General features: G+C 67.7%; 13 protein-coding genes. 4 read left to right on the forward strand and 9 right to left on the reverse strand.

What is annotated here, in order from left to right:
- The 5 genes from AC5P56_RS09895 to AC5P56_RS09915 form a co-directional block, all read right to left on the reverse strand.
- Positions 1-1,260 (reverse strand): SAM-dependent methyltransferase, encoded by a 1,260-nt coding sequence (locus AC5P56_RS09895; RefSeq protein WP_049405283.1) that lies wholly within the window; start codon positions 1,258-1,260, stop codon positions 1-3.
- Positions 1,257-2,024, reverse strand: a complete 768-nt coding sequence (locus AC5P56_RS09900) for a DUF1365 domain-containing protein (protein ID WP_014647127.1) — start codon at positions 2,022-2,024, stop codon at positions 1,257-1,259. Before AC5P56_RS09900 ends, AC5P56_RS09895 begins: the two co-directional genes overlap by 4 nt.
- Positions 2,021-3,298: an NAD(P)/FAD-dependent oxidoreductase gene (locus AC5P56_RS09905; protein WP_495231566.1), complete on the reverse strand. Its 1,278-nt coding sequence runs from the start codon at positions 3,296-3,298 to the stop codon at positions 2,021-2,023. The genes AC5P56_RS09900 and AC5P56_RS09905 overlap by 4 nt, the downstream gene beginning before the upstream one ends.
- Before the next feature lies 1 nt (position 3,299).
- On the reverse strand, positions 3,300-4,250 hold the full coding sequence (locus AC5P56_RS09910; protein WP_014647129.1) for an acyl-CoA desaturase: 951 nt from the start codon (positions 4,248-4,250) through the stop codon (positions 3,300-3,302).
- An 81-nt stretch (positions 4,251-4,331) separates the two neighbouring features.
- Positions 4,332-5,099 (reverse strand): hypothetical protein, encoded by a 768-nt coding sequence (locus tag AC5P56_RS09915; protein WP_495231567.1) that lies wholly within the window; start codon positions 5,097-5,099, stop codon positions 4,332-4,334.
- A 134-nt stretch (positions 5,100-5,233) separates the two neighbouring features.
- Between AC5P56_RS09915 and AC5P56_RS09920 the strand changes: the two genes are divergently transcribed.
- The 3 genes from AC5P56_RS09920 to AC5P56_RS09930 are packed head-to-tail and all read left to right on the forward strand — an operon-like array spanning position 5,234 to position 7,234.
- Positions 5,234-5,857 carry a sigma-70 family RNA polymerase sigma factor gene (locus tag AC5P56_RS09920; protein ID WP_142234702.1) on the forward strand — a complete coding sequence of 208 codons (624 nt, stop codon included), beginning with the start codon at positions 5,234-5,236 and terminating at the stop codon, positions 5,855-5,857.
- Entirely contained in the window at positions 5,854-6,528 is a 675-nt protein-coding gene (locus tag AC5P56_RS09925; protein ID WP_495231568.1) for a ChrR family anti-sigma-E factor, read from the forward strand. Before AC5P56_RS09920 ends, AC5P56_RS09925 begins: the two co-directional genes overlap by 4 nt.
- 13 nt (positions 6,529-6,541) lie before the next feature.
- A complete protein-coding gene (locus AC5P56_RS09930; RefSeq protein WP_032961090.1) occupies positions 6,542-7,234 on the forward strand; it encodes a Rossmann-fold NAD(P)-binding domain-containing protein in 693 nt (230 codons plus the stop codon).
- A gap of 2 nt (positions 7,235-7,236) precedes the next feature.
- Here AC5P56_RS09930 and AC5P56_RS09935 read toward each other — a convergent pair whose 3' ends face one another.
- The 3 genes from AC5P56_RS09935 to AC5P56_RS09945 are packed head-to-tail and all read right to left on the reverse strand — an operon-like array spanning position 7,237 to position 12,330.
- On the reverse strand, positions 7,237-9,636 hold the full coding sequence (locus AC5P56_RS09935) for a PAS domain-containing protein (RefSeq protein WP_495231569.1): 2,400 nt from the start codon (positions 9,634-9,636) through the stop codon (positions 7,237-7,239).
- Entirely contained in the window at positions 9,629-10,096 is a 468-nt protein-coding gene (locus tag AC5P56_RS09940; protein WP_014647135.1) for a response regulator, read from the reverse strand. Before AC5P56_RS09940 ends, AC5P56_RS09935 begins: the two co-directional genes overlap by 8 nt.
- A complete protein-coding gene (locus AC5P56_RS09945) occupies positions 10,093-12,330 on the reverse strand; it encodes an ATP-binding protein (RefSeq protein WP_197620884.1) in 2,238 nt (745 codons plus the stop codon). The genes AC5P56_RS09940 and AC5P56_RS09945 overlap by 4 nt, the downstream gene beginning before the upstream one ends.
- A gap of 263 nt (positions 12,331-12,593) precedes the next feature.
- Here AC5P56_RS09945 and AC5P56_RS09950 point away from each other — a divergent pair, with 263 nt between their 5' ends.
- A complete protein-coding gene (locus tag AC5P56_RS09950) occupies positions 12,594-12,887 on the forward strand; it encodes a hypothetical protein (RefSeq protein ID WP_014647137.1) in 294 nt (97 codons plus the stop codon).
- 16 nt (positions 12,888-12,903) lie between these two features.
- On the opposite strand, the gene AC5P56_RS09955 is transcribed toward AC5P56_RS09950, so the two are convergent.
- Positions 12,904-13,389: a TspO/MBR family protein gene (locus AC5P56_RS09955; RefSeq protein ID WP_053494703.1), complete on the reverse strand. Its 486-nt coding sequence runs from the start codon at positions 13,387-13,389 to the stop codon at positions 12,904-12,906.
- Positions 13,390-13,428: the final 39 nt, after the last annotated feature.

The raw sequence follows: 13,428 nt of genomic DNA on the forward strand, positions 1-13,428 counted from the left end.
TCAGCCGCCTTGACCCGATGCGCCAGCGGGACGATGCCCGGGGCGCGCCAGCAGCAGATGCGAAACGCCGATCGAACGCTCCAGGAAGCCGCCCTCGCAATAGGCCAGGTAGAACTCCCACATCCGGCAGAAGCGCGTATCAAAGCCCTGTGCCTGCACAGCGGGCAGCTGGGCAAGGAAGCGTTGGCGCCAGGCGCGCAGGGTCAGTGCGTAGGAGTGGCCGAAATCCTGCTGGGCGACCAGCTGCAGGTCACTGGATCGGGTCTTGGCCGCCATGATCGCGTTGATCGACGGAATGAAGCTGCCCGGAAACACATAGCGCTTGATGTAGTCGACGCTGCGCCGTGCCTGCTCGTAGCGGTGATCTTCGATGGTGATGGCCTGCAGCAGGGCGACACCATCGGGCTTGAGCAGGCGCTGCAGCGTTGCCATGTAGGTGTCCAGGTATTCGGCGCCGATGGCTTCGATCATCTCGATCGATACCAGCTTGTCGAACTGGCCCTGCAGGTCGCGGTAGTCCTGCATCAACAGCGTGACCTTGTCCTGCAGCCCGGCGACGCGGACGCGCTCTCTGGCCAGTGCATGCTGCTCGGCGGAGATCGTGGTTGTGGTGACGTGGCAGCCGTAGTGCTGCGCCGCGTGCAGCGCAAAACCACCCCAGCCGGTACCGATCTCCACCACGCGGTCGCCCGGCTTGAGCTGCAGCTGCTGGCAGATGCGGTCCAGCTTGCGCCGCGAGGCGGATTCCAGCGACTCGCCCTCTTCGGCGAACAGGGCCGAGGAGTACATCAGGTCCGGTGACAGGAACAGGGCGAAGAAGTCGTTGCCGAGGTCGTAGTGCGCGGCGATGTTGCGGCGGCTGCCTTCACGGCTGTTGCGGCGCAGGCGGTTCCAGCCGCGCAGCAGCCAGCCTCCCACGCGCGCCGGGCCGTGTTCCATGCTGTCGAGCAGATCGCGGTTGCGCACCAGCAGCCGGATCAGGGCGACCAGGTCGTCACAGCGCCATTCGCCATGTATGTAGCTTTCGCCGGCGCCGACGCTGCCCTGGGCCGCCACCTTGCGATAGAACGCCGGGTCCTCGATGGTGACGGTGACATGCAGCTCACCGCGGGCATCGCCCAACCAGACTTCGCCCAGCGCGTCGCGCACGCACAGGCGGCCGTCGCGCATCGGGGCGAGCTGGGCCAGCAGGCGGCGGCGCAGGAAGGCATCCAATGCGCCGGGGCGCGGCAGCGCGACCGAAGGAATCATCGAATTCATCGCGGTTTCTCGGCAAGGGTAGGGTGGTCGTGTACGGGATTGCGTTTCAGCCACAGCCGCAACGCATGCCAGTGGATGGCGGCCACCACCTGGGTGGTCATCAGTGGATAGCAGGCCAGGACGCGGGCCAGCCCGCGGCCATCCAGGGGGTGTCGTTGCATGACCTGGGTGGCATCAAACTGGCGCGCGCCGTCGCGCCAGACCTGCATGTGCACGCGCAGGTCCTCATCAGGGCAGTTGAACCGCCAGTCGTAATGACAATCCATCGGCATGAAGGGCGAGACATGGAAGCACTTGTCGAACCGCCAGCGCAGCGAGGTGCCTTCCTGCGTGGCCGTTGCGACCGGCAGCACGTAGGCGTGACGTTCCTTCCAGGGTGTGTTGGTGATCTCGGCGACGATGCAGTCCAGCGTGCTGCCATCGGCCCGGTAGCAGTAGTAGAAGCTGACCGGGTTGAACACGTGACCGGCGAAGCGCAGATGGGTGAGCAGGCGGACCGGGCCGGTGGGCCGGTAGCCCAGGGTTGATGCAGCGTGGTCGCGCACTGCATCGGCCAAGGGCCGCGCGGGATCGCCGAAGTAATCGCTGCGACGGAACTCGGCCAGATTGCGGCGATTGATCGACCACAGCCAGCGCCCGGCGAACACGCTGTCGAGTTCATCCAGGTCGAGCAGCAGCTGTGCGATCGGATAGCGGAACGCATGCGGGTGTGGCAGGTGCCTGCGGTGCGCCACCTGCCCGAAGTAGAGCGCACTGGCGCTCATGCGGCCACCTCGCCGGGAGCCGCCATGACGTGGTGCGGTTCACAGGTGCGCAGTGCATCGACCACGCGGCGGGCGCTGCGGATGCCGTCCTCATGGAAGCCCCAGCCCCAATAGGCGCCTGCGAACCAGGTGTGGCGGCGGCCCTGCAGCTCGGCCCAGCGCTGTTGCGCGCGCACTGCGGCATGGTCGTGCACCGGGTGCGCATAATGCAGGGTGCGCAGCACCTTGCCCGGGTCGATTGCCTCGCTGCGGTTGAGCGTTACCACCAGGGGCGTGCTGCCGGGCAGGCCCTGCAGCTGGTTCATGCAGTAGCTGACCGTGCAGGGCGCAGCAGGGTCGCGGGGCACATGGGCATTCCATGCCGCCCACGCCTTGCGGTTGCGCGGCAGCAATGACGCGTCGGTGTGCAGCACCGCTTCGTTGGCCTGGTAGCGGATGGCGCCGAGCACGTCGCGTTCGATGGGGTCGGCGTCACGCAGCAGCGCCAGGGCCTGGTCGCTGTGGCAGGCCAGGATGACCTCATCGAAGCCTTCCACGCCGGCCGCGCTGTGCACGCGAGCGCCCCACGGCATGCGCTCGACCGACTGTACCGGGCACTCCAGCCGCTCATGCACCCGCCAGCGGGCGCGCAGGGCGTCGACATAGCTGGCCGATCCACCGCTCACCACCCGCCACGGTGCACGCCCGGTCATCTGCAGCATCTGGTGGTTGGCCATGAACTGGGCCAGATAGCGCGCCGGGAAGTCCATCACCGTGGCCGTCGGGGACGACCACAGCGCGGAGGCCATCGGCAGCAGGTGCTCGTCGATGAAGGCATCGCCGTAGCGCTGGCTGCGCAGGTACTGCCCCAACGTTGGGCCCTCGTCTTCTGCCAGCAACAGGGGGGCATCGCGGTAGAACCGGCGCAGGTCGGCCAGCATGCCCCAGAACCGCGGCGACACCAGGTTGCGGCGCTGGCAGAACAGGCCATCCAGCGAGGTGGCGTTGTACTCCACGCCGCTGCGCTCGCTGTGCATCGAGAAGCTCATCGTGGTCGGCTGCGAGGCTACGCCCAGCTCGTCGAACAGTGCGGTCAGCAGCGGGTAGTGCTGGGGATTGAACACGATGAAGCCGGTGTCCACCGCCATGCGGACGCCATCCACCTGCACGTCGTGGGTGTGGGTATGGCCGCCCAGATAGTCGTTGGCCTCGAACAGCGTGACGTCGTGTTCGCCGTCCAGCCACCAGGCGCTGGCCAGTCCGGCAATGCCCGAACCGATGATCGCGATGCGCATGTCAGTACCTCGCCTTGGCCAGCACCCACTCGGGAATCGGCTTGAGCCCTTTGACCAGCCCAAGCGCCGCCATCGCGCGCAGTCCATACCAGGTCAGGTCCACTTCCCACCAGCGGAAGCCCTGGCGGACGGTGCCCGGGAAGAAGTGGTGGTTGTTGTGCCAGCCTTCGCCGAAGGTGAGCAGCGCCAGCCAGAGATTGTTGCGGCTGTCATCGCGGGTCTCGAAGCGGCGGCGACCGAAGCGATGGGCCAGCGAATTGATGGTGACCGTGGCGTGGAACAGCACGATGGTGGAGATGAAGAAGCCCCACACCAGCAATTGCGAGCCGGAGGTATGCAAGCCTGGCGCCCAGCGCTCCAACCCGGCGCCCAGTGCATACAGCGCTGCGGCCAGCAGTACCGGCACAGCCGTATCGAAGCGGTCCAGCCAGCGCAGCTCCGGGTAGCGCGCCAGGTCGGGCACCCGCGACAGGTCGGTGGCAAAGGCCTCGCGGGTCAGGAACCAGCCCATGTGGCTGCGCCAGAAGCCGCCCTCACGGGGGGAGTGCGGGTCCAGCGGCTGGTCGGCGTGACGGTGGTGGTGGCGATGGTGGGCGGCCCACCACAGCGGCCCGCGCTGTACGCTGGAGGCGCCTATCACCGCGAACACGAACTGCACCGGCCGCGATGCCTGGAAGGTGCGATGCGAGAAGTAGCGGTGGTAGAACGCCGTGATGGCGAACATGCGCACCGCATAGAGTGCTGCAGCCACGATCACCGCTGTCCACGAGATGCCCACCCAGATCACTGCGATGCAGGCCAGGTGCATCAGCACGAAGGGCACGGCGCGCACCCAGTCGATCCGCCCCGGCCGCTCGCCGGTGGCCTCTGCGGCGTTGCCGGTATCGAACCAGCGCTGCAGCGTGCGCAGCAGGCGCCAGCGTCGACGGGGGAGGGGCGCTACAGAGGCCATGGCGGATCTCGGCGGGTTTCGTGTCTTCCTCTACGCGGCAGAAGGCCCACTGGATGCGGAGCGCGGCAGGAAATTTAGATTTCACCTGGCCGTAACGGTGCAGCGATCTGTCAGCGGCTGCGCCCAGGCCTGCTGCCATTCGCTGGCGGGGCGACCAGCCGCTGCGGCGATGAAGCGCACCGTCACCTGTGGATAGGCACCGCGTTGATCGCGCAGGTTGCTGGTGCCACGGAACTCCAGCAGGCGCTGGTCAGCGCTGGCATATACCAGCGCAAGGCGTGGCGCGATGCCGCCGTACCAGGTGTCCAGGCTGACCTCGATCGACTGCGCATCGATCCCCTGCCAGCGCTGCGGGCCGGTGCGCCTTACCTGTACCGGGAAGTAGCGCTGCCGCGCTGGAACCAGGAAGGGCAGGGTCACACGCTCGCCGCGCATGAGCGCCTGCCAATGCAGGCGCACCGCCGCGTCGAACCCTGCGTCGATGACCGCGCCGGTCGGCAGGTCGAGCTCGCGCTGCACCGGTGGGCTGCCGGCATCCTCCTTCCACGCGATCGAGACCCTGCCGCTGGCGGCCTCGACGTCGGCCTTCTGGCCGCTGCGCCGGTCCTCCAGGGTATAGCCGCGCGCCTGTGGGGCCGCGCTGGCCGGCAGGTGCTTGCGGGCGAAAGGCCGCCCGTCCGCGCATTGGTACAGCACCCAGCGCTCGGCACCCTCGGCCGCATCGCGTCGCCAGTGCACCTCGCGGTAGAGCAGGTCGCCCCGCGACGACGTTGCTACCCCCTCGCTTCGCAGCCAGGGCGCGGCCAGCGCGACATGGGGCAGGCACAGCAGCAGCCAGGCGGTACGCATCGCGTTCATCCGGGAAAGGAGGGCTGAGGTCATACGGCGGGGATGGGCGGTTGGATGCGCCTGCAGCGGCTGCATCCAATCACGGCCCCTGCGCGTACAGAGGACAGACCTTCACCCGCCCGCCGCGAACGCCGATGTACCCTGACGCCGCCAGCAACCCCCTCAACTTCGATACCGCACGCATCGTGTCCAGTTCCCAGCAGCCGAGCAGCGAGCCGACGAACTGGGCCGGTGACATGGACGGCGTGGCACGGCTTCGTGACCGCGACTGTTTCATGCGGATCTATGATTACTTCATGCCGCGGCTGTGCGTATACCTGCGGGGCCTGGGCGTGCCTGACGCGGTGGCCGAGGAACTGGCGCAGGAGAGCCTGCTGCGGCTATGGCTGCGCGCGGCCGACTTCGATCCCGCGCAGGGTGCGCTGAGCACGTGGCTGTATCGCATCGCCCGTAACCTGCACATTGACCGCATCCGCCGCGAGCGCAGCTGGATGCAGGTGCAGGCAGCCGTCGAGGACGCAGCAACCCTGGATGTGATCGAACGCAGCAGCGCCGAACAGTTTGCCGACCAGGCCCGGCTGCGCCAGCGCATCAACGAACTGCCCGCCGTGCAGGCGCGCTTGCTGCGCATGTCCTATTTCGAGGCCAAGAGCCACAGCGAGATCGCCGAGGCGATCGGCATGCCCTTGGGCACCGTCAAGTCGCATCTGCGGCGCGCGTTCCTGCAGCTGCAGGCCAAAGTGGGAGGTGCGCTGTGAACCCGCGCCACCACCTGCACGAATCGACGTTGATGAGCTATGCCGCAGGCGCGCTGCCCGCGCCACTGAGCGTGGTCGCTGGTACGCATCTGGAGCAGTGCCCGCACTGCCGCCAGCGCCTGCGCGAGGCCGAGGCGATCGGCTCGGTGCTGCTCGAGCAGACCCAGCCGCCCGCGCCTGATCCACGCCGCGAACGGCTGCGCGAGGCCATGCTGATGCAGCTGGCTGCGGAAATGCCGATTGCCATGGACCAGGCCGCGCGTCCCGTGCCGAAGGAGCGGCCCGAGGCCGACCCGGACCATCTGCCTGCCTCGCTGCACCCCTACTTCGGGGCATCGCTCAGTGGGTTGCGTTGGCGCTGGATGGCACCCGGCGTGCACTGCATCCGTGCCGAGCAGATGCCTTCGCTGATCATGCTGAGGATCGCCCCGGGCAAATGCCTGCCCATGCACAGCCATGGCCGCAGCGAGCTGACCCAGATCCTGCGCGGTTCCTACAACGATGCGCTGGGGCTGTTCGCACCCGGCGACGTGGCGGACCTGGATGAAGACGTGGAGCATCAGCCGGTGACCGCGCCGGGGGTGCCGTGCATCTGCGTGTCGGCGCTGGATGCACCGCTGGTGTTCAGCGGGTGGCTGGCGCGCAAGATCCAGCGGTTCGTGAAACTCTAGTGCGGCCCTGGCCATGGCTCAGGCACGGACATTGCGGATTCTCCTGACCGGCGCTGCAGGCTTGGTGGGGCAGGGCGTTGCCCTGGCCTGCCAGCGTTCGCCGCAGGTTGCCGGCTTGACCGCGCTGGTGCGGCGCCCGGGCAGCCTGCGCGGACCCGGCAGCGAACGGGTGGTCCCGGACTTCCTGCACATCGACGCGCAGCGTGATGAACTGGCCGGGTACGACGCATGCTTCTATTGTGCCGGTGCGCCACCGGTTGGCACTGCCGAGGCCGAGTACCGGCGCGTGACCCTGGACACCACACTGGCAGTGGCCCGCGCCTGGGCTGCGGTGAATCCGCAGGGGTCCTTCCTGTATGTCTCCGGCGCAGGCGCGGACCCGCAAAGCCGGCTGATGCCGCTGCGGGTGAAGGGCGAGACCGAGCGGGCGTTGCAGGCGCTGCCGCTGCGCGCGGTGATGCTGCGTCCGGGCGGGGTCCGGCCGGTGCCGGGGACAGGTACCCGGCATGCCCTGTTGAAACCCCTGTACTGGGGCGGCGCACCGTTGATGAAACTGGCCGGTGCGCTCGCGCCCTCGCTGATGACCAGCAACCTGGCGCTGGGCATGGCCATGATCGCCCTGGCCGGAAGAGAAAACCCGCCGGCCACGATCGAGTGCGCGGATATCAACCGGATCGCGGCAGGCATGCGCGATGCGTCCGCCTGACCTCAGCGCGGCGCAGCCTCCAGCGCGGTGCGCACTGCCAGCGCAAGGTCACTGCGGGTAAATGGCTTTGGCAGCAGGGCGGCTGCACGCCCCTGCGCGCCAACCGCATCGTGGTCGCGTGGATAGCCTGACGTGAACAAGACCGCGATTGCCGGCCAGCGTTCACGCACCTCACGCACCAGCTCCCAGCCGGACATGCCCGGCATCACCACGTCCGAGAACAGCAGGTCGACCTTGGTGTCCGGCCGTTCCAGCAGCCGCAACGCCGAGGGGCCGTCGTGCGCTTCCAGCACGCGGTAGCCCAGCAGGCGCAGCGCATCGACTGTATGCGCACGGACATCGTCGTTGTCCTCGGCCACCAGCACGGTTTCCTCGCGTGGCGAGTAGCCGGCCAGGCCCGTCTGCGGGACGCGAGCCTCGGAAGGCAGCGCCAGAGGCGAGCGCGGGAACATCATGGTGATGCTGGTACCGCCGCCTTCCACCGAATCGATCAGCACGTGGCCACCGGACTGCTTCACGAAGCCGTGCACCATCGACAGGCCGAGCCCGGTGCCGCGGCCGACCTGCTTGGTGGTGAAGAACGGCTCGAACACGCGCGCCAGGGTGGCCGCGTCCATGCCGTGGCCGTTGTCGCGCACCCGCAGCATCACATACTCGCCGGGGGAAGCATCCGGGAACAATGCGGCGTAGTCGTGGTCGAGGTGGCTGTTGTCGACTTCGATCACCAGGCGGCCGCCGTGCGGCATCGCGTCGCGCGCATTGACCGCCAGGTTCAGCACCGAGGCTTCCAGTTGGCTGATGTCGATCTCCACGCACCAGATGTCCTCGGCGGTGCGGATGTCCAGTTGCACCAGTTCGCCCAGCGCCCGCCGCAGCATGTCCTGCATGTCCAGCAGGCACTCGTTGAGGCTGGCTGCCTGGCTGTGCAGCGGCTGGCGCCGGGCAAAGGCGAGCAGGCGCTGGGTGAGGCTGGCGGCACGGCCAACCCCCTTCAGGGCATTGTCCAGGGCACGGCTGGCCATCGCGCCGGCTTCGCCGGCCCGTTCGCTGAGCAGCATGGCGTGCTCGATGTTGCCCGAGATCACCGTCAGGATGTTGTTGAAATCATGCGCGATGCCGCCGGTGAGCTGGCCGACCGCCTCGATCTTCTGCGACTGGCGAAGCGCATGCTCGGCCTGCCGCCGCGCAGTAGTTTCCACCGCCTCCGATACCACGGCAGTGGCCACGCCGTCGGCGTCCAGCAGCGGGCGCAGCGAGACATCGAAGCTGCGCCGGCCGGTGGGCAGTTCCAGCTCGAGGGAATGCAGCGAGTTGCGACCCTGCGCCGCCGCGGCGACGGCCTGGTCAACCACCGCGCCGACGCCGTCGGTGTTGGCGAACCACAGGGATTCGCCGAAGCGCTGGCCGACAATGTCCTCCTTGTCCGCCAGCACGGCGGCCAATGAAGCGTCATTGGCATCGACCACGCGCCCGGACAGATCCAGCAGCACCTGATGCTGGAAGCTGGATTCAAAGATTGCCTGCAGCCGCCGTTTGCTGGCCCGCAGTTCGGCGGTGCGCGCCTGCACCTGCTGCTCCAGGGCCTGGTTGTCCTCACGCAGGGCCAGTTCGGCCTGCTTCAACACCGATACGTCGCTGCCCATGCAGATGTAGCCGGCCACGCTGCCATCGGCGGCATGCTCCGGCACGCAGTCCATCTGCACGAATCGTGACTGGCCGCTGCGATGCACGAGCTCGACCTGGAAGCTGGTGCGCTCGCCCTGCAGCACGCGTTCCAGGCTGGGGAGGGCACGTTCGAAGGCGCTGATGCCGCTGACATCGCGGGCAAGGCGTCCCAGCAATTCGGCCTGGCTCACGCCATGCCAATCCAGGAACGCCTTGTTCGCGAAGCGGTAGCGGTGGTCCTTGTCGAGCCGGGCGATCAGCGCCGGAACGGCGTCGGTCACCTGCTGCAGCTGCGCCTGGCTCTCATTGAGCGCAGCCTGCGCCTGCACCAGCTGGTTGCGCTCGTGGGCTTCCTGCCGCGCGCGACGGATGGCATCCGGCAAGCGCTGCAGGCGCTGCTTCACCACATAGTCGCGTGCGCCGCGGGTCAAGGCCTGCACGGCCAGCTCTTCGGTCAGGGTGCCGGAGACGAAGATGAAAGGCGTGTGCGGGATGCGCTCGCGCGCCAGCGCAAGGGCGGCATCGCCATCGAATCCGGGCAGTACGTGGTCGGCCAGGATGATGTCGAAGGGGCGATTGTCGATCGCCTCGATGAACGCATTGCGGGTCCACAGCCGCTCGGCCTCGAAGTCGAGGCCTGCGCGCTGCAGCTGTGCGCTGATCAGCTCCGCGTCAAGCGCGCTGTCCTCCAGCATGAGGATGCGCAGGCGCTCACTGCGGCGCGATCCATCACGCATGGTGCTGCCCCGAACCGTTGGGCCGGTGCGGCGGTGGCTGGTTGGTGATGCCCCAGAACATGCCCAGCCCCTGGATGGCATCGAAGAATTCCTTGAAATCGACCGGCTTGACCACGAATGCATTGACGCCCAGTTCGTAGCTCCGCACCAGGTCCTGTTCCTCGCGCGAGGAGGTCAGCATCACGATCGGGGTGCTGCTCAGCTGCGCGTCGCCACGGACCTGTTCGAGCACTTCCAGGCCATTGACCTTGGGCAGCTTCAGGTCCAGCAGCACCACGACCGGGCCGCCGTGCATGGCGCCGGCGAACTTGCCTTCGCAGCGCAGGTAGTCCAGCGCCTCGGCGCCATCGCGCACGTGGATGACGTCGTTCAGCAGCTGGCAGCGTGACAACGCGGCCATCGTCAGCTCGGCGTCTTTGGGGCTGTCCTCGACCAGGAGGATCGGCCGCAGGTCCCTCATGGGTGATCTCCTGTGGAACGGGGTAGGGTGAAATGGATCGTGGCGCCCTTGCCGGGTTCGCCCTCGGCCCAGGTGCGGCCGCCGTGGCGGCCGATGATGCGGCGCACATTGGCCAGGCCGATGCCGGTGCCTTCGAATTCCTCGACGTGATGCAGGCGCTGGAACACGCCGAACAGCTTGTCCACGTAGCGCATGTCGAAGCCGCAGCCGTTGTCGCGCACGAAGAAATGGTCTTCGTCGTCGTTGCGTTCGTGGCCGACCTCGATAACCGCCTGCTCGCGCTCGCGGGTGAACTTGATCGCGTTGCCCAGCAGGTTCTGCCAGACCAGGCGCAGCATGGTCGGATCGGCCTCGACTTCCGGCAGCGGCGCCAGCGTCCACTGCACCTCGCGGCCGGCATAGTCCAAGGCCAACGTCCTGCGTACGTCCTCGGCCAGCGCAGCCATGTCCAGCCGCACCCTGCCCACCGTCGAGCGGCCCATCTGCGAGAAGCTGAGCAGGTCATCCACCAACGTGCCGGCCGATTTCGCCGATTCCACGATGGTGTCGAGGAAGCGGCGTTCGGTGTCGTTGAGGCGCTCGCCCGCAGAGCTGCCCAGCAGCTCCGAGTAGCCGACGATGTGGCGGAAGGGAGCGCGCAGGTCGTGGCTGACCGAATAGGAGAACGCTTCCAGTTCCTTGTTGCTGCGCACCAGCTGTTCGTTCAGCTCCGCCATTTCCTCGGCCTTGCGCAGCACGATGTCGACAATGGCGGTGCGCATTTCGTGCGCGGCATCGCAGTCGGCATCACTCCAGGGCAGGCTGCGCTGCTGCACGGTCTCCTTCCACGCCTCGAACGAGTTCCGCGGCGACAGGGCCACGCCGGGTGCCTCGGTCTTGCGCGGGTCGCCCCCCCAGCGCACGGTGCGCACGACCTCCGGCCGGAACCACATCAGGTAGCTGTGATGGAGCTGCGAGATCGACACCGCCAGCAGGCCACTGGCCACGTCGGTCAGGTGCGCGGCAGGCGACCAGTCGCCGGCGAGATGATCGGTGCAGTACATTTCCTGCCCGGCGTGCTGGTTGGCCAGCCAGTCGGCCAGGGCCAGCACCTCGCTGGGGGGCGGGCACTGCCCCACGCGCATGCAGTCCCCCTTGTGCACGATGGCCGCGCCGGCCGCGCCGGTCAGGGACAGCAGGCTGGCCTCATCGTGGCGCAGCGCCGCCATGAACTCTTCGTCCCCGGCCATGCGTGCCAGCAGCTTGACCAGCACCGAGCGACGGGCCACGCGTTCCTCGATCGCGCGCGCGCGCTCCTTCAGCGCGATCTGCAGCGACAGGATCTGGCCCATGAACTCACAGGCCGTACGCACGTGGTACGGCAGGCGGCGCGGCTGCACCGCGTGGCAGGACACCAGGCCCCACAGCCGCCCTTCGTGCACCAGCGACACCGACATTGATGCCCCGGTGCCCATGTTGCGCATGTACTGCAGGTGCACCGGCGAGACGCTGCGCAGCACGGCCAGGCTCAGGTCGGTGGGAGGCGCGTCGCGATGCGCTTCCGCGCGCAACAGCGGCGCAGGGGTGTAATCGCTGTCCGCAATCAGGCGCACCCGGTTGCGGCGGTACAGCTCACGCGCCTGGGCGGGGATGTCCGATTCGGGGAAGCGCAGGTCCAGATAGGATGGCAGCAGGCCGTTGCCATCCTCGGCCACCACCGTGCCATTCCAGCCTGCATCGAACTGGTAGACCAGGGTGCGGTCGAAGCCGGTGAGGCGTCGCACATGCGCGGCGGCCAGCCTGCACAGGTCTTCGACCGTCGTGGCGGTCTCGATGCCGGACATCAGCTCGCGGATCGCCGGGTACAGCTCTTCCAGCGAACCGGGCTGGCCCGGAACCGGCGCCTCCAGTTCAACCAGAAGGTCGGTTGCAGACCGGTGCACGAGCAGCTGGTGGCGGCCATGGCCATCCAGATGCACCGCGCCCACGTGTGCGCTGCTGCCGACCGTGGCCTGCTGCAACACCGCCTGGAACGGCGCCAGCACGCCACCCAGCACCTCGGCGACGTGTTGCATCAATGGCTCGCCGAACTGCTGCAGCAGGGCGGGGTGGCTGATGGCGCGCTCACGCACCTGCAGCGAGTGCGGTTCCACCACCAGAAGCACACCGTACGGCTGGATCGCGCCGGGGGTATGGATCGGTTCGCGCGCGCAACGCGACAGGGCAGCGTCGTGCGTGGGCTCAGCAGAAGGCATCAAGGGCGGGACTCATGATTCGTGAAGGGCAGGAACGACCCAGCGGTGTATCCGGTAACCATGGATGGTGAAGCAAAAGAGCGTATCCGCCTACCTCCCTGTGCATGTGGCGTGTCCTCCATCTGAAACTGAATTCTTCATACAAGCAGCGATGCGCATGCGGCAGGCGTCTCTGCCGGCTTCGCGGCCAGTGCATCTGCGCTGCACGCCGGCTCGACAGCGGCTGCCCTAGGGTGGTTCGACTTCCGTCGGATAACACGCCCGTGAACCTGCAGACCCTGCCTTCTACGCCGTACCGCATGCTGGCTGACAGTTGCCAGTTCGAACTGCTGGATGTGGATGCCCTGCAGGACCCCGCCAGTGGCCGGTTGCTGCACCTGTATTCGCTGGTGGCCCGTTGCCTGTCCTGCGAGACGGTGTTCAAGGCCGAAGAAGGACAAGGCCTGGTCAGCCATTCGTCGGCGCGTGTGGTGCGTTGCCCCACCGGCTGCGGGCAGCAGGCGTTCAAGCCGGCACTGTTGAGGAACTGGCGCCCACAGGTCGTGGCCCAGGCGTAAGCGATGCGGCGCGCTATCACAGCAGCCCGGGGTTGGCACGCCAGACTGCGAAGTTGAGCGCCGAGGCGAAGCAAATCCAGGCCAGATAGGGCAGCAGCAGTACGCCTGCCATCGTGCGGACGCGCACGAACGCGAGCATCGTCGCGCACACCAGCGCCACCAGCACCAGGATGTCGGCGAAGGCGAGGGCGCCCAGCTTCCAGCCGAAGAACAGCCAGCTCCACAGTGCATTGATGGCCAGCTGCACCAGATAGAGCCACAGCGCAGGCCGCGCGCCGCGCCAGCCGCGCTCCCGCCAGACCAGCCACGCCGCAATCGCCATCATGGCGTACAGCAGGGTCCATGCCGGGCCAAACACACCGGCAGGCGGCGCCCATGCAGGCAGGACGAGGGTGGCATAGAAGCTGGCGGCGGACGTCGAGGCCCACGCGCCCAGTGCGGCGGCAGCGAAGGTGATCGCCACCCATCCCAGAAGGCCATAGGCCTGTGTGCGCTTGTTCATTGCGTGCAACTCGTCAATTGGGGCGTCGGTGTATACGCA

It is taken from the genome of Stenotrophomonas sp. YJH_SMC_131, from assembly GCF_059367975.1.

What these genes read in the sequence shown, in the direction of transcription:
- AC5P56_RS09895 (WP_049405283.1), bottom strand. Translation starts at nt 1,260, where the DNA reads ATGAATTCGATGATTCCTTCGGTCGCGCTGCCGCGCCCCGGCGCATTG.
- AC5P56_RS09900 (WP_014647127.1), bottom strand. Translation starts at nt 2,024, where the DNA reads ATGAGCGCCAGTGCGCTCTACTTCGGGCAGGTGGCGCACCGCAGGCAC.
- AC5P56_RS09905 (WP_495231566.1), bottom strand. Translation starts at nt 3,298, where the DNA reads ATGCGCATCGCGATCATCGGTTCGGGCATTGCCGGACTGGCCAGCGCC.
- AC5P56_RS09910 (WP_014647129.1), bottom strand. Translation starts at nt 4,250, where the DNA reads ATGGCCTCTGTAGCGCCCCTCCCCCGTCGACGCTGGCGCCTGCTGCGC.
- AC5P56_RS09915 (WP_495231567.1), bottom strand. Translation starts at nt 5,099, where the DNA reads ATGCGTACCGCCTGGCTGCTGCTGTGCCTGCCCCATGTCGCGCTGGCC.
- AC5P56_RS09920 (WP_142234702.1), top strand. Translation starts at nt 5,234, where the DNA reads ATGTACCCTGACGCCGCCAGCAACCCCCTCAACTTCGATACCGCACGC.
- AC5P56_RS09930 (WP_032961090.1), top strand. Translation starts at nt 6,542, where the DNA reads ATGGCTCAGGCACGGACATTGCGGATTCTCCTGACCGGCGCTGCAGGC.
- AC5P56_RS09935 (WP_495231569.1), bottom strand. Translation starts at nt 9,636, where the DNA reads ATGCGTGATGGATCGCGCCGCAGTGAGCGCCTGCGCATCCTCATGCTG.
- AC5P56_RS09940 (WP_014647135.1), bottom strand. Translation starts at nt 10,096, where the DNA reads ATGAGGGACCTGCGGCCGATCCTCCTGGTCGAGGACAGCCCCAAAGAC.
- AC5P56_RS09945 (WP_197620884.1), bottom strand. Translation starts at nt 12,330, where the DNA reads ATGCCTTCTGCTGAGCCCACGCACGACGCTGCCCTGTCGCGTTGCGCG.
- AC5P56_RS09955 (WP_053494703.1), bottom strand. Translation starts at nt 13,389, where the DNA reads ATGAACAAGCGCACACAGGCCTATGGCCTTCTGGGATGGGTGGCGATC.